The following is a 24268-nucleotide window of genomic DNA, read 5'->3' as shown; positions in this document are numbered from 1 at the left end:
CCGCTTATCGCGCTGCCAATAAAATTTATTCAAGAGCTCAAGCAAAACCGTTTAAAATCAGATAAATAAACAGGACCTATCCACCCAACAGCAAAATAACAAAAAAAGTACATTTGGCACAGCAACCTATACCACAAAGTACTATTACCTTCTGGGTAAGCAAGGCATAGCCCCGCGTCTCCTCGAGGCGACAACACAAATGCTGAAAATAGCCTTTAAACAGCACTTTCCTCATTTTTTACCACTGGATTACCCGAACGCCTTTGCATCTGAAACCGCCTTGACAGATGAAAAATCCGGATGAATGCCTGAACAAAACGCGCACCATAATTACAGGCTCTCTTGTCCTGCCCGATACGCACAGAGGCAAACGATGATTCTGTGGAGCTACCCTGATTTAACCAACCAATGGCCAAAAAATGGGAATAATGACCATCAGTAATGCCAGTATTACTAGAGTAAGGGGCAATCCGACCTTAACATAGTCCATGAATTTATAGCCCCCCGGTCCCATGACCAGTACATTAGCTGGATGCGAAATGGGTGAGGTAAAACTTGAAGAAGCAGCCATCGCAATACCCATCATCAAAGGGTAGGGAGATATGCCAAGACCAGCAGAAGTCTGAAGAGCGATAGGAACCATGAGCACCACCAGAGCTGCGGTCGGTATGATACTGGTACCCATAAAAGTAATACTGAGCAGCCCAAACAAAACCCCATACGGCCCCAATGGCCCCAGGATGGTTATCACCTTTTCGGCAACCATTAACGCGGCACCGGTTTTATCCAGCGCTACTCCAAGCGGTAGCATGCCTGCAATCAGAAATACGGCTTTCCACTCGATATAGAGATAAGCCTCCTCCATGGTCAGACAATTGGTCAAGACCATAAACGCGGCGCCAATGACCACAGCAATATAAATTGGTACCCAACCGAAAATGACCGGCAACAGCACAATCGCCATAATAGTCAGCGCAGTTTTGGCTTTCTCTTCCCGGGCAACTTCCTGCATTTTTTCGGTGAGCACTACGAAATCGGGCTCTCGCCCCAAGACAGCCAGTTTTTTCCATTGTCCATACAGCAGGAGGGCATCCCCGAGTTGTATTTGCAGATCACGCAGTCCGGTACGTATCACCTTGCCCTTTCGCAGAAAGGCCAAGACGTTAAGCCCGAATTTTTCACGAAAACGAATCTCCTGCAGTGTCTGACCAACCAGAACGGAATGCGGGGAAAGGATGACTTCCACAAAGCCCACTGTATCACTTTGGAGAATTGATGTATCTTCCACCACTGCTTGATCTTTATCGAAAACCGCCTCCAGCCCCTGCATGAGCAGAACTCCGACCAGATCCGACATCCCGGCAACCACAAGCCTGTCTCCCGGCTCAAACACCAAATCTGAGGCAGGGACCACTGCGCTACCATCTTTTCTTATAACTTCAAGAATCTGGACATCAAGAGCATCGCCAAGACAACTCTCCGTCACCGTCATGCCGAGCAACCTGGAGGTATCGGGAATGCTGAAAAGACGGATTTTCTTTTCCTTTTCATACTTTTCCTTTACCTCCTCGGCATTGAGCACAACCGGTGGCATGATGCCGTCTGTTTCCGCCAGTTGTTTGATGCTGGCCATTGGCCCGTGCAGGACCAGCACATCCCCGTCAATCAGTTTCCGGGACTTAACATTCATGTTTATCTGCCGACCGAGTCGCAAAATTTCCAACACATTCAAGCCGTACTGGTTACGAAAACCCAATTCGGAAAGGCTTTTGCCGAGCCATGGGCTATCATCAGACAGCCGGACCTCTGCCACCTGCATACCAAATCCGAGCAGTGCGTTTTCTTCAGGAACAACGCTTTCCGACAGCAGCTGCCCCCAGTTATTCATTTCCTGAATCCGATCAAGACGACCTTCTACAATAAGTTCATCATCCGGCAGAATTGTATCCGTTGAATTCGGCGCAAGAGAGATCTTTCGCCCCCGGTTGATGGCAATTACATTGAGACCCAGCCTGGAACCGAGGTGACTTGAGGCAAGCGTATGGCCGGCAAGGGCCGACTGTTTGGGAATGTGGATTCTGAACAACCGTTCCTGAATACGATACTGACTGATAACCTGCTTTTCGCCTTTCCGCTCAGGTTCAAACGGGGGATGCTTTGGCAGAAATCGTGTTCCGACAAAGGTTATAAAAAGCATGCCCACGACCATAACGATCAGGCCTACCGGCGAAAAATCAAAGAGACCAAATGGTGTAAGGCCATGGGTGCGCAATGCTTCGCTGACCAGAATATTGGGTGGTGTCCCAATCATGGTGGTGAGACCACCAAGCAGGGAACCATAGGCCAAGGGCATCAATAAAATCGAAGGTGACTTACCGGTTTTTCTTGCAATATCCATAACCACCGGCAACATCAACGCTGCTACTGCCACATTGTTCATAAAGGCAGACAACCCACCGGCAATTACCATGATGAGCATAATCATCCTTGCATCACCTGTTCCCGACAGCTTCAGCATATTTCGCCCAATAATGTTGGCAATACCGGTTCGGGTGAGTCCGCCACTGAGGATAAACACGGCCCAAATGGTTACCACCGCCGGGTTACTAAATCCTGCCAGTGCCTCTGTCGGCGTCACCAGTCCGGTAATGGCCAATACCCCTAAAACCAGCATAGAGAGGACTTCAAGCGGCATAACCTCGGTAACAAGTACCACGATTACAACAACAAGAATGCCGAAAACCAGCAGTATTTCCGGTGTCATTACGTTATCCTCCTGAGAAGTTAGATATGCATCACAATGCAATCAGCCTTGTAAATCAGTTTAAAGGCCACCGTAAAGAGTACAGATGCGAAAGGTCGTTGAAGGCAAATCGGTATCCAGTACAACCAAGCAGTTTCTGCCATCTTCTTTTCGTATTTTTTTACTAGGAAAGCAATCGGTTATCCGTTTATTATTCTTGCGGGCCTGTTTTTGTTGTAATTAATGTACAAAGGGATTGGTATATGAGAGCAATGAGCCCGGCAACTATCATTATACCTAAATCCTGCAATTGGAAATTTCGGAGTCTACGCTACCTGCCGAAGATGTGAGGCACCGGACCCGCAGACATATAAAAATACTTCAAGCCTTCGGTAACGTAGCAGATTTGGTGAAATTGCCGATCCCAAAGGGCGTTGAAGGTGAGAAAAAAGAGGTTCACTCAAAACAGTGAAGAGAACTTCAAATCAATTGTCTGCTCAATATGTTGTTTTTTAAAGTAGAATTTATTTTTTCTAACATTCGACGTGCAGAATTTAGATTATATTTAATATTTTACCCCGGAAGGCAAGCGTAGACTTTGAGATGAGCCATATGCCTGTGGCAAAAAATTGCATAGACTCGGAGTCGACACTTGCCGGGTGGAGATAGAAAGATACGCTTTTTCAAAGTACCTAAAATAAAAGATCAGGAGGCGTGGCATGAGTTATTATTATAATGACCCGGATCCAACGGAAACCACAGACTGGCTCCAATCACTTGATGGAGTCATCAGGACAGAGGGCAAAGAGAAAGCTGACTACCTCCTCCGGACTCTCACCGACCGTGCCAGGGAAAAAGGCGTATCCACCTCCCCCGGCATACTTACACCCTACTGCAACACTATCTCTCCTGAGCAGGAAACACCGATCCCGGAAGAGTCGTTTATTGCTCGCAACGTTGCCGCCTATGTCCGCTGGAACGCCATGGCCATGGTGGCAAGGGCCAACAAAGACGGCAAGGCCCTGGGCGGTCATATTGCAACCTACACATCGGTTTCTGCTATTTTCGAGGTAGGATTTAACTGGTTTTTTCGCGGCCCCCATGCCGAGTCAGGGGCAGACATGGTCTATTTCCAAGGGCACAGCTCTCCAGGCGTGTACGCACGTGCTTTTGTCGAAGGCAGGCTGGACGAACAACATCTGGTTAATTTTCGCCAGGAAGTAGGTGGTCATGGTCTTTCTTCTTACCCTCACCCATGGCTGATGCCTGATTTCTGGCAATTCCCTACTGTTTCCATGGGGTTAGGTCCAATGGCTGCCGTTTACCAGGCACGCTTCATGAAATATATGGACAGCCGCGGCTTGAAACCTGCCGGGGACAGAAAGGTTTGGGTTTTCATGGGTGACGGAGAATCTGATGAGCCGGAATCTCTGGGCGCACTTTCGCTGGCATCGCGAGAACAGCTCGACAACCTGATCTTTGTTGTCAACTGCAACCTGCAGCGCCTTGACGGCCCGGTGCGTGGCAATGGAAAAATCATCCAGGAATTGGAAGGAAAATTCCGTGGCGCCGGCTGGCATGTGATCAAAGTGCTGTGGGGCACGGAGTGGGATAAAGTCCTAGAACGCGATACCGAAGGCAGGCTCCTGCAAAAATTCGGCTCCATGGTAGACGGCGATTTTCAGACAATACGAGCTCGCGGTCCGGCCTACCTGAGGGAAAAAATATTTGGTGACGACCCGGAGCTGGCAAAACTTGTTGAAGATATATCCGACAATGAACTCTGGCAGATGACCCGTGGTGGGCATGACCCACGAAAGGTCTACGCAGCCTTTACCGCTGCCGCTGCCTATCAGGGAAAGCCCACCGTTATCCTGATTAAAACCATCAAAGGATTCGGCATGGGCCAGGCCGGCGAATCTGTGATGGTCGCCCATAATGTGAAAAAAATGGATGTGGAATCGCTCAAGGCATTTCGCGACCGCTTTCATGTCCCCCTGGAGGATGACCAGCTCACGGCACTGCCGTTTATAAAACCGCCCCAAGGGAGTCTCGAAGAACAATTTCTCCAGACGCAACGAGAAAAACTCGGAGGACCGGTCCCCTATCGGGAAACGAAACACATACCATTATCAACCCCGCTCCTGGAACAGTTTCAAACCCTGCTCACCTCTTCAAAAGAACGACAACTCTCTACCACCATGGCATTTGTGCGCCTGCTAGGAGCACTGGTCAAGGACCAAAATATTGGCAAAAATGTGGTACCCATCATACCCGATGAGGCACGCACTTTTGGAATGGAAGGGCTGTTCAGGCAACTAGGCATTTATGCTCCTACCGGTCAACTCTATGAACCGCAGGACTCCGAATCAGTGGCGTGGTACAGGGAAGATCCCCAGGGGCAAATCCTTGAAGAGGGGATTACCGAGGCAGGGGCCATCTCCTCCTGGATGGCAGCAGCAACGGCACACACCAACTACGGCGTGCCCATGATACCGTTTTACACATTTTACTCCATGTTTGGATTTCAACGAATCGGCGACCAGCTCTGGGCTGCTGCCGATGCCAGGGCAAAAGGCTTTCTCATGGGAGCCACAGCTGGCCGAACCACCCTTAATGGAGAAGGTCTGCAGCACCAAGACGGCCAGGGCCTGCTCTACGCCTCTACTATCCCAACATGCCAAGCCTACGATCCGACCTTTGCCTATGAGCTGGTCGTTCTCATTCAAAACGGGATACAGAGAATGTATAAAGACGGCGAGGACATTTACTACTACATAACACTCCTCAATGAAAACTACCCACAGCCTGCGTTGCCGGAAGGAAGCGAACAGGGAATATGTAAGGGGATGTACCTCTTCCAACGTGGCGAAAAGAGCACGCTCAAGGTGCAGCTCATGGGCAGCGGCGCCATCTTCCGCGAAGTGATTGCCGCAGCAGAACTCCTGGCAAAGGATTTTGATGTTGCCGCTGACGTATGGTCTGTACTGGGGATAAACCAGTTACATCGCGACGGCATGGAAACAGAATGCTGGAACAGGCAGCATCCTGACCAACAGGCAAAAATTCCCTATGTCACCCAAGTCATGGCTGATCACCCCGGACCTGCTGTAATCAGCACAGATTATGTGCAGGCTTATCCGGAACAAATACGCCGCCTGCTCCCTAATCCACTTACAATTCTCGGGACCGACGGCTTTGGCCGCAGTGATTCTCGTGAAGCATTGCGGGACTTTTTTAAAGTCGACAGGTACCACATCACCATTGCCGCTCTTAAAGCGCTTGCCGATCAAGGAGACCTGCCCATTGAAAAAGTTACAGAAGCCCTGAAGGCATATAATATTGCCACCGAAACTCCCCACTCTCACAACCAATAACAGGAGCAAACAATATGGCTATTGAAACTATGACAGTTCCTGATTTTGGAGATGTTCAGGAAATCACCGTTGTCGAAGTATTTGTCCAACCCGGCGACATAATCCAAGTGGACGATTCGATCATAGCCCTGGAAAGTGATAAAGCAGTGATGGATATACCGTCTCCTTTTGCTGGGACCGTCTCGGAACTGTTGGTGCAAGAAGGACAGACTGTACAAAGCGGTGCTCCTATCGCCTCTATCCAGACCGATGCGGAACAAGAAAGTGTCCAGGAACAGGAACCTGACACGCAAACTACAGAGCCGGAGCAGCCGCAGGATACCACACCGCCACCGGTACAGGAGGGTCGCCCTTTTCCTGCAGACGACCAGCCGGCGTCACCACCCCCGGTTATGGACCAACAACCACAGCAGGGTGGAGAGTACCATGCTACACCTTCTGTTCGCAGCTATGCGCGTGAACTGGAGGTCGACCTTGCTCTGGTTACGGCAACAGGGCCCAAAGGCCGCATTTTAAAAGAAGACGTGCAAACCCTGGTCAAACACCTTCTCCACCAACAAAACCAAAAGGCAACAGCTCCCGGAAAAACGGACAAGGTGCTTCCAGAAATTGCCTTGGAGGATTTTTCCGCCCATGGCCCCATAGAAGAAATGCCCCTCGGAAGAATCCAGAAGGTGTCCGGCCCGCATCTCCATAAAAGCTGGCTCAACATCCCCCATGTGACCCACTTTGACGAAGCCGACATCACGGAACTGGAGCAGTTCCGCAAACAACTCAACAGCGAGCTGCCCCAAGAGCAGGTCCGCGTCAGCCCGTTGCCGCTTATTATCAAAGCAGTGATCGCTGCCTTGAAACAGTACCCGGTTTTTAACAGCTCGCTGGTGCCTGACGAAAAAATAATCATCAAAAAGTATTATAATATCGGTGTTGCCGTTGACACCCCTCAAGGACTGGTGGTACCGGTCATTAAAAACTGTGATCAAAAAGGGATCACCGATATTGCGGTTGAACTTTCAACACTCAGCCAGGCTGCCCGCGAAGGCAAACTCAGCATCAACAATCTCCAAGGCGCTTCTTTTACCATTTCCAGCCTGGGCGGGATTGGCGGCACCAATTTCACGCCCATTGTCAACGGACCGCAAACCGCCATACTCGGACTTGCGAGAAGCAAAATGCAGCCGGTGTGGGATGGGGAGCAATTTATGCCACGTCTGATGCTGCCTTTCAGCGTTTCCTATGACCACCGGATTATTGACGGGGCCATGGCCGCCCGCTTTTGCGTTACTTTGGCAGCGTATATAGCTGATTTGAAGAAAACACTTCTCTAAATTTACATTTGTAAGGAGTTGCCCATGAGTACCGAAATCCAAACCGATGTTGTTGTTCTCGGCGGTGGTCCTGGTGGTTACACCGCAGCTTTCAGGGCTGCTGATCTCGGTTTATCCGTCTGCCTGGTGGAAAAAGAAAGCCGTCTTGGCGGTGTTTGCCTTAACGTTGGCTGCATTCCATCCAAGACCTTGCTCCATGGAGCGACAGTTATCGAAGAAGCTGCCGAAGCAGCAACACTGGGCATCACTTATGCAAAGCCCAGCATTGATCTGGAAGTCTTTCGCAACCATAAAACAAAAATTATTGAGCAGTTAACAGGCGGTCTTGACGGATTATGCAAAGCCCGCAATATTCAGCGAATACAGGGCGAGGGCGTTTTTGCAGACAAAACCACGATCACTGTCAACGGTGAGGAACCAACGCGTATCACCTTTAAAGATGCTGTCATCGCCACCGGTTCCGCCCCTGCGATGCTGCCCGACCTCCCCGACGATGACCGGATATGGGATTCTTCCGACGCGTTGGCCCTTAGGACCATCCCCAAACGGCTCCTCATTATCGGCGGCGGCATTATCGGCCTGGAAATGGCGCAGATATACAGTGCTCTTGGTTCATCCATCACCATCGTGGAAATGCTTGATCACATTATTCCACCGGCAGATAAGGACGTCATCCAGCCCTTGTTTCTCAAACTGAAAAAACGATACACGATTTTCACAAAAACCAAGGTCAACAGCGTCACAGCTGACGACAGCGGCATTAAGGTTTCCTTTGCAGGAGCCAAGGCTCCGGAAAAAGAAACATTTGACGCAGTCCTGGTAGCGGTGGGCAGACGTCCCAACACCAATGGGATAGGCCTGGAAGCCCTTGCTATCACTCCAGGAAAAAACGGAATTATCGCTGTAAACGATCAGCAGCAAACTGTAACCCCCCACATTTACGCTATAGGTGATGTTGTTGGCGACCCCATGCTTGCCCATAAGGCGACTCACCAGGGGAAGGTTGCGGCAGAAGTTATTGCCGGTCATAAGGCTGCTTTCACCCCTTTGACCATTCCATCGGTGGCATACACCAACCCTGAGGTTGCCTGGGCCGGGTTAACCGAGAAAGAGGCCAAAGCACAAAAAATTGCATACAATAAGGGGAAATTCCCGTGGGGAGCCAGCGGACGTGCGCTGAGTGCAGGCGCCTCAGCCGGAGTAAGCAAAGTTCTTTTTGACCAACAAAACGGACGCATTATCGGGGCAGGGATATGCGGTGTGAATGCAGGGGAGATCATCCACGAAGCAGTGCTGGCACTGGAGATGGGTGCTGATGCCGAAGACATCAGTAAAACCGTTCATGCCCATCCCACCCTTGCTGAGACATTGGCCTTTGCCGCGGAGATTGTCGATGGCTCTATTACTGATATCCTGCCGTCCAAAAAATAACCGCAACAGAACTTACAGCTCACATTCTAACCAGACCAAAAAACGCCATGCAATTGACCATTAATGCCCCCCTGGACATGCACCTTCACCTCCGCGAGGCGCAAATGCTGCAGCTTGTGGCCCCATTGAGTGCAGCCCATTTTGCCGGCGCGGTTGTCATGCCTAATCTGCAAAGCCCTGTAGACTCACAGCAGAAACTGCTTGCCTACAGGCGTGCAATCGTCGAGGCCGCCGCTGACGACAGCTTTACCCCGTACATGACGCTTTTTTTCCGCCCCTACACCAAAGCGGAACTGGAAGCTGCTCGAGAGCACATTATCGGCATCAAACTGTACCCGGCAGGGATTACCACCCAAAGCGAGGCAGGGGTCGCTGATTTTGAGTCCATCGGCGAAACAGTGGCCCTCATGGAAGAATTGCAGATCCCTCTGTTGGTTCACGGCGAATCCAACGGTTTTGTCATGGAAAGAGAGCGGGAGTTTTTGGCAATCTACAGGTGGCTTGCCGAAAGCTTCCCCCGACTTGCCATTATCATGGAACATATCACCACCGCAGACACTCTGGACATTCTCGACGAATTTCCCAATGTAGCGGCAACAGTCACCCTCCACCACCTTATGCTCACCTTGGATGATGTGGTGGGCGGCCTGATGCAGCCCCACCTCTTCTGTAAACCCATAGCAAAAACACCGCACGATCTGCAGGCGCTGCGAGCAGCTGTTTTCAGCGGACACCCGCGGATCTTGTTTGGCTCCGACTCTGCCCCCCACCCCACCCATGCCAAAGAATGCTGCGGATGCGCTGCCGGTGTTTTCTCCGCACCGGTTGCCCTGCCTAAACTGGTGGAACTGTTTGCCGCACAAGATAAACTTGACGTGCTACCTGATTTTGTCACCAATAATGCACAACGTTTTTACGGCATTACCCCAAATCCCAAAAAGGTCCACATCCACGATGAAGCATGGACAGTTCCGCTGTCATACGGGTCTGTGCGGCCATTTCTGGCAGGGGAACAAATTCAGTGGCAAGTAACAGCAATCGAAAAGTAAGCAAATCCACAACTCATCAGGTGGCGAGATTTTCTGTTTTAGCTACCCTCGCCATACAGCAACGGCAAGCCACAACCAGCCGGCAATCATCATTGCTCCGCCCACAGGGGTCACATAGCCGGGGTTAAAGAGGTCGAATGCAAGCACATACAAAGAGCCACTAAAAAGAATCACCCCCACAGCAAGCAATATTCCCGCCACGGTTATGGCTGTTGTTGCCTGGGGCCACTGCCCCATTGCCCAGCAAACTGCAAAAAGGGCTAATGCATGGTGCATCTGATAACGGAGTCCCTTTTGTACCAATGCAATCTGTTCCGGGCTCAATATACGCAATCCTGCATGGCCGCTCCATGCTCCCAGGACTACAGCCATGCAACCTAATAATGCTGCTATTGAAAACAGAATTTTCATCCCTCACTCCCTTGACCTTGGGTTACGTTTACCAGCACAGTACACTTGTGCCCACCTTACCATCTGTTAATGATGTGTCACCCGTCATTCAGCATAAGAAATACTGATCAAAAGTATCAATATTTTATAAACAAAAATCATTAAGTGATAATCATTCACAATAGACATAGACACTATCTATCCTGACATTTTTATTCAGGAGCAAAAAAGCCCTTAACCATCTAATTTATATTTATTTTTCAAGCGTCGCACACGCGGAATTATTTTGCAATTCCACCAGCCGTATAGCATACTTTTCCAGTCTGCGGGAGCCCCTTCTTGCTGCCCTAGTTTTCTCCGTATCTGATTCAGGCAGTCTTCCTTGACACCCTTAAAAAAGAAATGGTAGATACTACCATTTTATGTCTGCCAATCTGTACGGGATGCCTTGCCGTGGACCGCTTTTGCCATGTCCTCACCAACAAATCTATGCAGGCTGACCACACTGGCTACAACTTCCATAAGGTCTGCACCAAAATCTTTGTACTGACGGATTTCTTTTGCAATCCAGTCTGTGAGTGCAACGAAGTGTGCTTTAGAACGTGTATACTTAACGTATAGGAGATTACCCCATGCCCAAATCCATGCCCCAGGCATTTGCCCGAAATTTTTTGGGAAATGCCCCCAAGTGGTACAAATTCTTAATTCTACTTTTCCTGATTATAAACCCTATTATCCTCAAGACCTCAGGTCCGTTTATTGCCGGATGGGTACTGATTGCTGAGTTTATATTCACCCTTGCAATGGCTCTCAAGTGCTATCCGCTACCTGCCGGTGGACTTCTCGCCATTGAGGCCGTTTTTATCGGGATGACCAGCCCCGAAACGGTTTTTCATGAAGCATTAAATAATTTTGAGGTTATCCTGCTGCTGATCTTCATGGTGGCCGGCATCTACTTCATGAAGGACTTCCTCCAGTTCACGTTCACCCGTATCCTGGTTAAAGTGCAGTCCAAGGCCACCATTGCATTGCTTTTTTGTTTTGCCGGTGCCTTTCTCTCCGCCTTCCTTGATGCACTGACCGTTACAGCGGTAATCATTGCTGTTGCCTATGGTTTCTACAATGTATACCACCGCTATGCCTCTGGTAAAGATCCGCAGACAAGTCATGACCTGACAAGCGACCTGGCCGTAAAGGAAACCGAACGTGAGGAACTCAAACAATTCCGCGGTTTCCTCCGTAACCTCATGATGCACGGGGCTGTCGGTACCGCGCTGGGTGGAGTGTGCACCCTGGTGGGCGAACCGCAAAACCTGCTTATTGCCAGTGAAATGGGCTGGCACTTCCTTCCCTTTTTCATCAAAGTTGCACCCGTCTCCATGCCGGTTCTGGTAATAGGACTTTTGACATGCTATATGCTGGAAAAAAAGAAGTGGTTCAGTTACGGGGTTGAGATGCCTGGTAACATTCGCTCCCATCTCTTGGAAACAGAAATCCAGATGGAGGCCAAACGAGGTCATCTTGGTCGTGCAAAACTGGTCATCCAGGCCCTGACCGGTGTTTGGCTGATCGTTGCCCTGGCCATGCACCTTGCGGCAGTGGGAATCATCGGTCTGTCGGTTATCGTTATCCTCACCTCTCTTAATGGAGTGGTTGAAGAACATCAACTGGGCAAAGCTTTTGAAGAAGCCCTGCCTTTTACCGCTTTGTTGGTCGTCTTTTTTGCCATTGTGGCGGTTATCCATGACCAGCACCTCTTTACACCGGTCATTGAATACGTGCTCAGCCTTCAAGGACACGCACAGCTGGCAGCTTACTATGTTGCCAACGGTGTGCTCTCCATGATCTCTGACAACGTCTTTGTGGCAACGGTCTACATCGGGGAAACCAAAACCCACTTTGTCCATGCCCTGGATGCCCTGCCAAATATCGGCATGACCGGTGCTGAGCTTATGGATAAGCTCACAGATCCGCATCATCCCCGCAGCGAAGTGTTGGCTACCCTTCCCCAGGCTGCAGCAGAACAGGCCCAAGCATTGATGCATCAGCTCGACAAGCTCGCTGTTGCCATTAACACCGGTACCAACATCCCAAGTGTGGCAACCCCTAACGGACAGGCAGCATTCTTGTTCCTGCTTACCTCTGCACTTGCTCCTGTGATCAGGTTGTCTTATGGCCGCATGGTATACCTGGCCCTTCCTTACACCATCACCATGTCCATTACCGGTCTCGCAGCTACCTACCTCTTTCTCTAAGCAGGTAAAAGGCTCTACTCTAAGCAGTCTTGCACAGCCCATCACCGATTATGATTTTTTCATGACCGGTGATGGGCTTTCTTTTTCCTGCTATAGACACCTCAGCGCATACTTTCGTTGATCGACTGCAGCGCCTCGTTTCCCGGGCAAAGATCCTTTTTGCCAAGCGTGTTCAATGGCTGCCGGCTTGTGTTTATTATACGATGGGTATCCTCACTGTCGGGATCAATATACAGAACCCCGGTCAGTATAAGCCCTTTTTCCTTGTGTTCCTCCAGGGCATCCACTGCCTGACGTCTGTCTGTTACATGGATGGAGCTATCTTTTTTATGGAGCTGGATGACACTGTTGTCATGAAGTACCACGCTCTCAGTTGTCCCGTCCTCATAATCGGTAGTTATCTCCTGCTTAAACGGTACATAGTCAAACGTATTGGTGGCCTCACTATGCTCACGCACCCAGTGATAGCTTTTAGTCGAACCAGGCGTATTATTGAAAGTGACACAGGGAGAAATAACATCAATAAAAGCCATACCTGTATGCGACATGGCAGCTTTCAACATGGGAACAAGCTGCCTCTTATCTCCGGAAAAACTGCGCCCGACAAACCCTGCACCCAGTTGAATGGCAATCTCGCAAAGATCAATGGATTCCAGCATGTTGGGTTCGCCCTTTTTCCCTACCGAGCCTTTATCTGCAGTTGCCGAATACTGGCCTTTGGTTAACCCGTAACAGCCATTATTCATCATAACATAGACCATGTTCAGATTTCGCCGAACAGCGTGAGCAAACTGCCCCATTCCAATGGAGGCAGTATCACCATCACCGGATATGCCCAGGTAGAGTAAATCCCGGTTCGCCATGTTGGCTCCGGTGACGATGGACGGCATGCGCCCATGCACCGAGTTAAAGCCGTGCGCCTTGCCAAGCAGATAGGCAGGACTTTTAGAGGAACAGCCGATACCGGAAATTTTCGCTATTTTATGTGGGGGGATCGACAGTTCAAAACACGCCTGAATAATGGCAGCGTTGGTGGAATCATGGCCGCAACCGGCACACAGGGTTGAGATTCCACCCTCGTAATCCTTGAGGTAATAACCAGCGTCATTGGGAGGCAGGTCCGGGTGTCGGAAACTGGGTCGAAAGAATGTCATGCTTTCCCTCCTTTGTGTGCAATAGATGCAGTAATAGCACTGGAAATTATTCGAGCCGTAATAGGCATCCCATCATAGTGCAAAACGGACACAAGTTGATCGGGCTGTACATCCAACTCGTTGATGAGTAACGTCTTCATCTGACCATCTCTATTTTGTTCGACCACATATACCAGGTCGTGTTGCCGAATAAAATTTTCGACATCCTGCTGAAAAGGAAACGCCTTTATGCGAAGTGTGTTGATCGTTATTCCCTGCTCTCTGAGCTGGTCCACAGCTTCCAGAGCCGCATCCGTACTGGTCCCATAATATATCATGCCGGCGGTAGCAGGTGCATTGCCAACCATTACTTCAGGAACCGGCACCAGTTCCTTGGCCGTTTCCCACTTCTGCAGTAAACGTTGCATGTTGTGCTCGTAGGCATCGCTCTCTTCAGTATATTTGGAATACTCATCATGGGATGTGCCGCGAGTAAAATAAGATCCTTTGGTAGGATGGGTGCCGGGATAGGTCCGGTATCCGATGCCGTCGCCGTCTACGTCAAGATACCTGCCCCAGCTATCGCCCAGTTCTTCCAGCTGATCTTTATCGAGCACTTTTCCCCGGTCGTAGGCACGACTGTCATCCCAATCAAGGGGCGGACTCATGTGGTCATTCATCCCTAAATCCAAATCACTCATCACAATGACCGGCGTCTGCAAACGCTCTGCAAGATCAAAGGCATCTGCGGTCATATCAAAACACTCTTTTGGGTTACAGGGAAAAAGCAAAACTTGCTTGGTGTCACCATGAGAAGCATATCCACACGCCAAAATATCTCCCTGCTGGGTTCGGGTAGGCATTCCCGTTGAAGGTCCTGTACGCTGTACATTAACCAGCACAGCAGGAATTTCCGCAAAATAGGCAAGACCTAGGAACTCACTCATGAGTGATACCCCGGGGCCGCTGGTGGCGGTAAATGCCCTGGCGCCGTTCCACGAGGCACCAATAACAATACCAAGAGCTGCCAGTTCATCTTCTGCCTGAACAATGGCGGCTTTGAGCTCTCCTGTTTCGGTGTCCTTTCGAAAACGTTCCGCATAACGACCAAAAGATTCAATAACAGAGGTGGATGGAGTAATCGGATACCAACCAACCACGGTTGCCCCGCCATAGAGCGCACCAAGACCGGTTGCAGCATTGCCATCCATGATAACGGCGTCCCCTACCTTATCCCGTCTGGAAATGGCAAGTTTACAGACACCTCTATAGTTTTCCCCGGCATACGCATAGCCCAGTTCCAATGCCTTCAGGTTGGGAGGAATAAGTTTTGATTTTTTACGGTACTGCTTTTCAACAGAAGAGGTAAGCACCTCAAATTCCATATCCAGCAAAAAGGCAAGAGCACCGACGTAAATTATATTTTTCAGCAGTCCCCGCATCTTGGGATTTTCAAAGGCATCATTACAGAGTTTGGTCAAAGGGATGCCGATCAATGCGACATCATCCCGCCCATACTCCTCGGACAACTTGCGCGACGAATCGTAGAAGAAATACCCCCCCGAAAGCAAACCTTCATAATCCTTCTTCATGGTCTGCCCATTCATCGCAACGACCATATCCACATCACCATGCCGGCCGAGATAGCCCTGCTCATTGATTCTCACTTCATACCAGGTTGGCAGCCCTTGAATATTAGAAGGAAAAATATTCTTGGGACTGACAGGAACCCCCATTCGAAAAACAGCCTTGGCAAAGAGATTATTAGCACTGGCAGAACCGGAACCGTTAACATTGGCAAATCGAATGACAAAATCGTTGGTAGATTCAATATTTTTCATTTATGACCCGCAAGTGGTATTTTGTAGGTGTATTTCTGCATTTCCCAGGCCGAGGTTGGGCATCTTTCAGCGCAGATGCCGCAATGAAGACAGACATTTTCATCTTTGACCATTACCCTGCCCGTAGGCAGTACATCTGAAACGTAGAGGTCCTGGTCAAGCTGCTTTGCAGGTGCGAGGAGCCGGATGCGCAACTCTTCCTCTGTTCCATTATCAACAAAGTTAATGCACCGTTCCGGACACGAATCAACGCAGGCATCGCACTCGATACACTCTTCAAAACGAAAGACGGTCTGCACGTCGCAATTGAGACAGCGCAGGGTTTCCGTATGACCAACAACCTGATCAAAACCCAATTCTACTTCAAGCAATCTGTCTTTTAAGCTCTTGGCCTTGTCCATCATTGGGACTGCCTGCCTGTGCTCATCATCTATCTGATTATGATACAGCCAGTCGTGAACACCCATCTTCTGCCCCTCCAGATGCACTTTGGGCAGTGGCCGTACAGCAAGGGACTCTCCGCGGCAAAAAAGATCTATGGAAATTGCGGCCTCATGCCCATGGGCAACAGCCGTAATTATATTTTTCGGGCCAAAGGCGGCATCACCGCCAAAAAACACATGCTCAAGACTGGATTGGAAGGTACCTTCTTTTAAGACAGGCAGGCCCCATTCATCAAATTCGATGCCAACATCCTCCTCAATCCATGGAAATGCATTGAGCTGCCCCACGGCGATCAATACTTCGTCGCACTCCATAAACACAAGAGGTTCACCAGTGGGCACCAGGGTTCGTTTGCCCTGGTCGTCGTAGCGGGCTTCAACCCTCTCAAAATGCATGCCGACAAGCTTGCCTTGCTCAACAACAAAATCAACAGGAACATGATTCTCATAAATGGGAATGTCTTCCCGCTCTGCATCCTCTATTTCCCAGGGAGAGGCCTTCATTTCCGCTTTAGGACTGCGAACAACAATCCGAACATCCTCGCCGCCAAGCCTTCTGGCCGTACGGCAGCAATCCATGGCCGTGTTGCCGCCGCCCAAAACCAGCACTTTCTTCCCGATGGATTCTACATGCCGAAAAACAACGGAGGCAAGCCAGTCAATACCTACATGGATAGAGGCATCCCCGTCTTTCCTGCCGGGTAGATCAGGAAGATCTCTCCCCTTGGGTGCTCCGGTCCCGACAAAAACGGCATCATAGTCTTTAGCCAGCATATCTCGCATGCTGCTCACATAATGATTAAAATGAGTGGTTACCCCCATGTCGAGGATGTAGCCGACCTCTTCGTTCAAAACACGTTCCGGTAAGCGAAAGGAAGGGACCTGACTACGCATGAAGCCCCCCCCGGTGGACTGATCATCGTATAGATCCACTTCGTACCCAAGGGGCAACAGATCGCGGGCAACAGTCAACGAGGCCGGACCGCCACCGATGAGTGCAATTCTTTTCCCATTTTTCCGATCAGGAATCGGAGGGAAAAATGTTTCAATATTTTCTTTTCTATTATCAGCAGCAACCCGTTTCAACCTACAGATAGCAACAGCGTCATCCTCGACACGCCCTCTCCTGCAAGCCGGCTCGCAGGGACGATCGCAAACACGCCCCAAAATACCTGGAAACACGTTGGAAACCCAATTGATCATGTAGGCTTCGTCATAACGTTTTTCATTGATCAACCGTATATATTCCGGTACCGGCGTATGCGCGGGACAGGCCCACTGGCAATCTATGACCTTGTGAAAATATTCAATATCTTTGATATTTGTAGGTTTCAAATCAGTAACTCCTGCGGAAGCAGTAATTTTATTCTCCCTAAAAAAAACGAGAATTCTTATCACAATCTTCGTAATTATAAAATTTTAATACAAAAAATAAAGTCATTTTCTGCAACCAGATGAAAGAAAGCAACCATCAATAAACACTATACGGTTTACAATTGCCGCCAACCTGTGGGAATATTAAAAAATCTGGTAACTGCTCAGCAATGCTCTATGGTATCAGCGCTTACTCTGCGGATGCTCAAGCAGGAAAAGGGAGCACTGCATAACAGTTACAGCTTGAGATGAAGGTGAGGTTACCTGTTATAGGTTGATCAGGGGGAATTCAGGGGACAGCTCATCAACGTTTCTACCCCACAATACAATCCCCATAATGGAGGCGACAAGTGCTGCTTGAAGAATGCTCTTTTCCTGAAGTTGAGGCGTACCTGCAAAAAAACGACACCCTGCTCATTCCCATCGGTGCGGTTGAGCAACACAGCCCTTACGGCTTGATAGGGACTGATTTTATTGCCGCTGAGGCAGTGGCCAGATCTGCAGGCGAAAAGTTAGGCATTATGGTGGCGCCAACCGTGAACTACGGTATTTCGCCCCACCATATGCAATTTGCAGGAAGCGCCACCTTCAGTCCAAAGACCATGATTGCCGTCTGTTGCGACCTTATTCGCTCGTTTGCCGGCCACGGATTCAGGCGCATTTTTTTTATCAATGGCCACGGTGGGAATCGGCATGCCCTGCGAACAGCTTTTCAGCAAAGTAAAATGGAGAATATTCCGGGCATATTGGAAATCTTTTCCTGGTACGAGTGCACAGGAGTGAAACGGTTTAACAGCAAATGCTTTGATCACAAGGAAGGGAGGCACGCAACCCCTTCTGAGATTTCGTTAACCATGCATATGCGGCCTGAAGCATTTACCCATAAAGAAACCAGCCCTGGAAAAGTAGATGTACAGGACACATACTGGCCCATGACTGCCGCAGAGATGAAAACGACCTACCCGGATGGACGGATGGACTCTGCCCCCTGGCTGGCTGACCGGGAAACAGGAGCAGCTATTCTAAACGCCGCTGTGGATGATCTTTGCAAAAAGTTGTCCCATTACATGGAAATGGGGCTTGTTGAACAGCGCTGATACTTATCGAGCATAATTCTTTTCTTTCAGTTGGAACTGGCGTAGACACGATTCCTGCCATTCTGTTTTGCTGTATAGAGATACTTATCTGCTATCGACAGAAGGTCATCCCGAAAGAGATCATCATGTTTATTTATCGTGACCACCCCTATACTAATGGATAAATAATCGGCCACAGGGGAGTACTCATGGGGAATTTTAAGAGCTGTGACCTGGTAGAGGCATCGCTCAGCAACGACCTTTGCGCTGTCAAGATCTGTCTCTGGGAGTATCATTACAAACTCTTCGCCACCGTATCTAGCAATAAAATCAGCAGGACGCAAAAGGGATGTTTGCAAAGATTTTGCTATATCTTGCAAAGCAATGTCTCCCATTGCATGTCCATAGTTATCATTATACTGTTTAAAATAATCCACATCCAACATGGCCAGGGAAAGAGGCGTTTTATTACGAATTGCACGTGACCATTCATTATCGAAAACTATTCCAAATCGGCGGCGATTGGGGATTTCCGTTAGGCCGTCGAGATAAGCCAGTTGATCCAACAAATTATATTGATGAACAATACGTAAATGATTTCGAACACGCATTTTCACGATCGGTGGAGAAAAGGGTTTTGCGATATAGTCTACAGCCCCAAGCCTGAGCCCTTGTTCTTCATCTTCTATTGAATTAAGAGAAGTGACGAAGATAACAGGGATTTTTTTCGTACGGTCGTTGTTTTTCAGATTTTTGATGACCTCGTAGCCTCCCATTTCAGGCATAACGACATCGAGTAAAATTAAGTCAGGTGGACTGTCACTTTGTGCATGTTTCAATGCCTGAGAACCACTTCTGGCGAGTACAAGGGAATAATCTTCCTTAAGCAGATCAGCCAGCACTTTCAGGTTCATTTTTTCATCATCGACAATCAGAATACGTTCTTTTTTATCACCTTGCGCCATAATCGTTACGACTCTTTTACTGAATTAGCGTTAAGAGCTCTCTTGCCGATTCAGCGGCTTGCTCATATTCAATGTCCTCAATCAGTTGAGCGAGAGCTTGTAGCTGTTTATCCATCCCACGACCGGACAATCCTTTTTTAATTTCCCCAAATTGTTCTTCAGCCGCCACCTCACCTTGTTGCAGGTGATTGATGAGTTGTTGTAAGAGTTTTCCCTGTTGCTGCATATCGGCCTGCTCAACGGGGACAACCTCATCAGGTTGCGAAACAGCGCATTCTTCCTTTGCTGGAAGGAGGCTGAGAGAGGAAAGAACTCTATCTGCCTCGTCGATAAAAGGTATAAGCAGAACCGCTGCCTCTTCACTTTGCCCTTTTTTCAAAGCATGTTCCACGGCCTCTGCTTTTTTCAATAATGAGGCAGCTCCAATATATCCAGACACCCCTTTAACAGTGTGTGCATACTCTTGTATACGATCCCATCGGTTGGTTCTGGAAAACTCTCGCAGGAGCGTAGGCAGGGTACTGTAGCTTTTCTGGAAGTCATAAAGCATAGTAAGAAACAGCTGGTACTTACCGTTTAACACCTTCAATGCTTGTTCCTGATTAATACCAGGCATGATAGGTAGCGCATCAAGGTGATTCTCTTCGGCAGGAGCAAGAGGAACAATAATCCGGCTATCCTGCTGATCGAGTTGTTTTGCGGGTATCCATTGCCGCAGTGCCCGATACAGTATATCCGGATCAATTGGCTTGGTTATATGTTCATTCATCCCGGCGGCGATACTTTTTTCGCGATCACCGGACATGGCGTGAGCAGTCATGGCAATAATCGGCAAGTCCATGTATCGACTCTCCTGACGGATCCTTCTGGTTGCTTCAAGACCATCCATATCCGGCATCTGAATATCCATTAACACAAGGTCAAATTGTTCGCGACTAAGAGCAGCAAGGCATTCTTTCCCATTTGCTGCGGTTTTAACCGTTATCCCCACATCTTCGAGGAATTCCGTCGCAACCTGACGATTAATACTATTATCGTCAACAAGCAGAATGTGTGCTCCCTGAATTTTCTCTAAATCTACATCCTGTTTTGTATCCTTGATCTTCCTCGTCCCTGAAATAGTTCCAGTACCGAGATTTTCGAGTAATGTGTCATAGATGACGGAGGCATATACGGGCTTTAACAAGAACGCATCCATGCCAACGTTGGCGGCCTCTACATACGCCTCTTCCCTGCCATTGGCCGTCACCATCAACATTGCAGGAATTTTCGCATGGGATGTATGGGATTTAATTCTTCTTGCCGTTTCGATGCCGTCTATCCCCGGCATTATCCAGTCAAGTAGAACCACATCGTACGCCACTCCTTGTTCCATGGCCTCATTAAGAAGTTTAATTGCCGATTGGCCATCAACAGCGGTGTCGACGGTTATGTTTAGTGAGGTGAGTATAGAGACGAGAACATCTCGTGCCGTCTTATTGTCATCGACTACAAGAGCCCGCAGCCCTTCAGGCAGTTTCCCTCTTCTCGAACGTTGGTTTTTCTTCTTGGCAGAGATACGAAGCTTGGTTGTAAAAAAGAAATCCGAGCCTTGTCCAGGTTCGCTTACCGCCCATATCCGTCCTCCCATCATCTCTGCCAGTTGTTTACAGATGGCAAGGCCAAGCCCAGTGCCGCCGTATTTCCTGGTAATCGAATCATCAGCCTGGCTGAACGCAGAAAAAAGCCCGGGAACTTGGTCCTTTTGCAAACCGATACCTGTATCACGAACGGAAAATTGAAGTGTCAATTCATCCTTTTGAAGGTCCTCCAACAGAACGGAGATTACGATTTCTCCTTGTTCTGTGAATTTTACGGCATTGCCTGCCAGGTTCATCAATACCTGGCCCAATCGTAAAGGGTCGCCTATAAGGCAGTAATTTATTTGGGGATCCACGTGAAAGAGGAATTCAAGCCCTTTTTCCTCAGCCTGCATGCCGACCACATTTGCGATGTTACCAAGAACATCTTCCAAGCTAAAGGGAACCTCTTCAAGATGGAGCTTGCCGGCATCGATCTTAGAAAAATCAAGGATGTCATTTATAAGATTGAGCAGCGTGTTTGCGGAAAGCAGTACTTTATCGACATAGTCAGATTGTTTTGGAATCAACGGTGTCTTCTGCAATAAAGAGGTCATACCGATGATACCATTCATTGGAGTCCGAATTTCATGGCTCATTCGCGCCAAAAAATCACCTTTCGATGTATTGGCTGATTCAGCGAGTTCCTTTGAGTGTATTAACTCTCTTTCCATCTGTTTTTGCAGGGTCATATCCATGGCTGTAAACAGATAACCGACTTTGCTTCCTCCCCCCGGATCGGAAAGACTGGTGATTGAAAGACTTACAGGTAGATGGTGGCCGTCTTTGCACACGTAAATCCATTCACGTGCCCTACTATGCTTTTGCTTAACGAACTGATCAAAGACCTTCATGTTATGAAGGTCCGATTCGGGGAGAGCACTCATCTCTTTGCCGTAATGATCAAGTTCTTCGGAAAGATGAAGGGAAAGAATATTATGCTTACCGACCATTTCATCAGGATGGTATCCCAAAAGCGTTGCGGCGCCTTTACTAAACAGCTGAATGGTTCCATCAAGGTTAGTGGCGATGATGGAGAGTTGGGTCGCAGCATCAAGTACGGCCTGCCGTTCGGCATCCGCCATTTGCGCACGATGCAACATACGTTCGGTTTGCTCAAATTGTTTAACAACAAATTCAGAGGTTATTTCAGCGGCTTCCCTCGCTACTTTAAGTTCACTCCGCAGCATGTCGATTTCCATCTGCAGTTCTTTTTTACTTTTTCCCGTCATGCCAAGTCCTTCATGCCTTTGAGCGCTAGAGTAAGGCTCAAATCAGCTGCAGTCTCGATCGTTTGTAAGGTATACCCACCTTCAATGCCGACAAGCAGTATTTCTTCTGGTAATTCTCCCTCGCAGACCTTGGGAAGTACTGATAATAAATAAGGAACCCCCGCCTCATGCCCGAAATGGTCTTGCGAAAGCGTGGAAACGATATCCTTTGCTGACAGTACTACCACCTCACCAGGGTCGGCCATTCGCCGCACCGCATCGACAAAAACAACCCGTCCCCCATTTTCTAAAAAAGATAAAAGATTAAGACCGGATACCCCCCCTTCAACGAGTTCAATTTCGGCTCCAAACGGTTGCATCTCACATAGTTTATCATAAACAGCGAGACCTGCAGAATCATCAGCTATGAACCGGTTGCCGATACAAATTATACAGCGCTTCACAGCCTACACTCCAACCGTAAGAAATCCTTTTTTTCTACCTTTTTGAATACAGTGGACGGCACAAACAAGGCATGGGTCAAAAGATCGGACCACATGACCAGCTTCAACAGGATTGTGTATGTCTTTAATCGTCGTCCCGACCAGAGCCTCTTCCCACGCCCCACGTACCCCAAAACTATCGCGCGGAGAGCCGTTCCAGGCAGTTGGGGTAATAATTTGATAATGGGCAATTTTATTGTTCTTTACCTTTACCCAGTGGCCGAGAGCACCTCGGGCTGCCTGTATCAACCCGGCACCTTCACCGTCCGGAATGGTTCCAACCGGAAAATAAAAGGTCTCATTTCTCTTTTCCAAAAGCTCTTCCAGCCATATACGCATAGCTCCAAGAAGTGAAACAGGACGAACAAGACGTGCAAGTTCTCGGGCAAAGACAGAGGGGCCTTTATCTTTGACCATCTCCTGAAAAAGGGGGTGCCCGTTGATAATCATCTCTGCCAAGGGCCCTGTTTCTACGGTCTGGCCTCCATACCGGGGAGCCTTGATCCATGAATACTGCCGGCCGCTATGGCCAGAGGCGTATGGCTTTGTCTCACCTGCAAAAGGGTGCAACGCCTTGTCTGTTTTTTCAAACCATGCATGAGAGGTATCTTCCGTAATTATTGAGGAATCAAACGGTTCCACTTCAACACCGGTGGAAAAACCTGCTCGAAACAGTCTGCCTCCAACTCCTTTTACTGTTGTTTCATCAGGAAGGGTATAGTTGCCGTAGGAAAGAAATCGACAGGGACCTTTCCCAAGTGCATCAAGACCTACCTGTCGAGAAAAACACATAAAAAAGCCAACTTCACTTTCTCGATGCGACGAACTTTCATCAAGCCAGGCCTCAAGGTCGTTGATGCTTTTGATTCGATTCCAGCGTTCAACACTGCAACCGAGAATACTCCGTTCGTACCATTGACAAAATCGCTCGAAAATTAATTTACATTGCTGAATCTTGGCAATTTCAGGGATCGAGGTAACTCCACCGGGAACCATGAACGAGGTATGCGGCCACTGTCCACCGATAATGGCGACTATTTGCAGTAATCGTTTGGTTTCCCGGATGACTTGAATGGCACTTTCACCCTCCAATGGATTATATCTGCGACGTGCATCATCACCTAATGGATGGTGTTGGTAGGCATCATGATTAGCAAAATCTGCCATGAACATCAGCACAGCCTGTCGAATATCGCTTTGGATGGATTCAACCATCAAAGCAAGATTACGAAGACGTCGAGCATTGTCAGGAGGTGCAATCCCGGTAATTTCATCCAGAGCCTCAACCGCTGCGGTAAGATGAGTGAGGCTGCAGATGCCGCAGACACGGGGAGTGACCACTAAGCCATCACGTGCTCCCCTTCCAATCATCATTGCTTCGAATCCACGATACATGGTTCCTGCACTCCAGGCGTCAACGATCGTGTCATCTTTGATCTCTACCTGAATTTCGAGATCACCTTCCGCTCTGTTGATGGGCAGATTGATTCTCTTTGATATCTTTGTCATACCTTCCTCTGCCTTGATCAA

At 48.8% G+C, this 24268-nt stretch carries 15 protein-coding genes; 6 read left to right on the top strand and 9 right to left on the bottom strand.

Going from position 1 to position 24268, the window contains the following annotated elements:
* Nucleotides 1–397 precede the first annotated feature (397 nt).
* On the bottom strand, nt 398–2764 hold the full coding sequence (locus ACHZCY_RS21350; RefSeq protein WP_319550337.1) for an SLC13 family permease: 2367 nt from the start codon (nt 2762–2764) through the stop codon (nt 398–400).
* Between the two features lie 698 nt (nt 2765–3462).
* Here ACHZCY_RS21350 and aceE point away from each other — a divergent pair.
* Genes aceE through pyrC form a run of 4 tightly spaced genes read left to right on the top strand, consistent with a single transcriptional unit; the run spans nt 3463 to nt 9928 of the window.
* On the top strand, nt 3463–6120 hold the full coding sequence (gene aceE, locus ACHZCY_RS21345; protein ID WP_319550336.1) for a pyruvate dehydrogenase (acetyl-transferring), homodimeric type: 2658 nt from the start codon (nt 3463–3465) through the stop codon (nt 6118–6120).
* 14 nt (nt 6121–6134) lie between these two features.
* Nucleotides 6135–7448, top strand: a complete 1314-nt coding sequence (locus tag ACHZCY_RS21340; protein WP_319550335.1) for a 2-oxo acid dehydrogenase subunit E2 — start codon at nt 6135–6137, stop codon at nt 7446–7448.
* Between the two features lie 24 nt (nt 7449–7472).
* Nucleotides 7473–8879, top strand: coding sequence for a dihydrolipoyl dehydrogenase (gene lpdA / locus ACHZCY_RS21335; protein ID WP_319550334.1), 1407 nt, complete (start codon nt 7473–7475; stop codon nt 8877–8879).
* A 47-nt stretch (nt 8880–8926) separates the two neighbouring features.
* Nucleotides 8927–9928: a dihydroorotase gene (gene pyrC, locus ACHZCY_RS21330; protein WP_205222603.1), complete on the top strand. Its 1002-nt coding sequence runs from the start codon at nt 8927–8929 to the stop codon at nt 9926–9928.
* A 42-nt stretch (nt 9929–9970) separates the two neighbouring features.
* Here pyrC and ACHZCY_RS21325 read toward each other — a convergent pair whose 3' ends face one another.
* The gene (locus ACHZCY_RS21325; RefSeq protein ID WP_319550333.1) at nt 9971–10339 is read right to left on the bottom strand and encodes a DUF423 domain-containing protein; all 369 of its coding nucleotides are present in this window, start codon (nt 10337–10339) and stop codon (nt 9971–9973) included.
* A gap of 611 nt (nt 10340–10950) precedes the next feature.
* Between ACHZCY_RS21325 and nhaB the strand changes: the two genes are divergently transcribed.
* A complete protein-coding gene (nhaB, locus tag ACHZCY_RS21320; protein ID WP_319550332.1) occupies nt 10951–12573 on the top strand; it encodes a sodium/proton antiporter NhaB in 1623 nt (540 codons plus the stop codon).
* Between the two features lie 101 nt (nt 12574–12674).
* Here nhaB and ACHZCY_RS21315 read toward each other — a convergent pair whose 3' ends face one another.
* From ACHZCY_RS21315 to ACHZCY_RS21305, 3 genes are read right to left on the bottom strand one after another with little or no spacing between them, the layout of a single operon-like run.
* On the bottom strand, nt 12675–13727 hold the full coding sequence (locus tag ACHZCY_RS21315; RefSeq protein WP_205222600.1) for a 2-oxoacid:ferredoxin oxidoreductase subunit beta: 1053 nt from the start codon (nt 13725–13727) through the stop codon (nt 12675–12677).
* The gene (locus ACHZCY_RS21310) at nt 13724–15547 is read right to left on the bottom strand and encodes a 2-oxoacid:acceptor oxidoreductase subunit alpha (protein ID WP_205222599.1); all 1824 of its coding nucleotides are present in this window, start codon (nt 15545–15547) and stop codon (nt 13724–13726) included. Before ACHZCY_RS21310 ends, ACHZCY_RS21315 begins: the two co-directional genes overlap by 4 nt.
* The gene (locus ACHZCY_RS21305) at nt 15544–17325 is read right to left on the bottom strand and encodes an FAD-dependent oxidoreductase (RefSeq protein ID WP_205222598.1); all 1782 of its coding nucleotides are present in this window, start codon (nt 17323–17325) and stop codon (nt 15544–15546) included. Before ACHZCY_RS21305 ends, ACHZCY_RS21310 begins: the two co-directional genes overlap by 4 nt.
* Before the next feature lie 389 nt (nt 17326–17714).
* On the opposite strand from ACHZCY_RS21305, the gene ACHZCY_RS21300 reads away from it, so the two are divergent.
* A complete protein-coding gene (locus ACHZCY_RS21300; protein ID WP_319550331.1) occupies nt 17715–18461 on the top strand; it encodes a creatininase family protein in 747 nt (248 codons plus the stop codon).
* Between the two features lie 26 nt (nt 18462–18487).
* Here ACHZCY_RS21300 and ACHZCY_RS21295 read toward each other — a convergent pair whose 3' ends face one another.
* The 4 genes from ACHZCY_RS21295 to ACHZCY_RS21280 are packed head-to-tail and all read right to left on the bottom strand — an operon-like array spanning nt 18488 to nt 24247.
* Nucleotides 18488–19405 (bottom strand): diguanylate cyclase domain-containing protein, encoded by a 918-nt coding sequence (locus ACHZCY_RS21295; RefSeq protein ID WP_319550330.1) that lies wholly within the window; start codon nt 19403–19405, stop codon nt 18488–18490.
* A 16-nt stretch (nt 19406–19421) separates the two neighbouring features.
* Nucleotides 19422–22256 carry a PAS domain-containing hybrid sensor histidine kinase/response regulator gene (locus ACHZCY_RS21290; RefSeq protein WP_319550329.1) on the bottom strand — a complete coding sequence of 945 codons (2835 nt, stop codon included), beginning with the start codon at nt 22254–22256 and terminating at the stop codon, nt 19422–19424.
* Entirely contained in the window at nt 22253–22699 is a 447-nt protein-coding gene (locus ACHZCY_RS21285) for a hydrogenase maturation protease (RefSeq protein WP_319550328.1), read from the bottom strand. Before ACHZCY_RS21285 ends, ACHZCY_RS21290 begins: the two co-directional genes overlap by 4 nt.
* 3 nt (nt 22700–22702) lie before the next feature.
* A complete protein-coding gene (locus ACHZCY_RS21280; protein ID WP_205222593.1) occupies nt 22703–24247 on the bottom strand; it encodes a nickel-dependent hydrogenase large subunit in 1545 nt (514 codons plus the stop codon).
* Nucleotides 24248–24268 lie beyond the last annotated feature (21 nt).

This window comes from Desulfogranum marinum (assembly GCF_963675105.2).
GTDB lineage: Bacteria > Desulfobacterota > Desulfobulbia > Desulfobulbales > Desulfobulbaceae > Desulfogranum > Desulfogranum marinum.
Note: the sequence above shows the minus strand (reverse complement) of the source record. Positions and strands in the feature narration are given on the sequence as shown.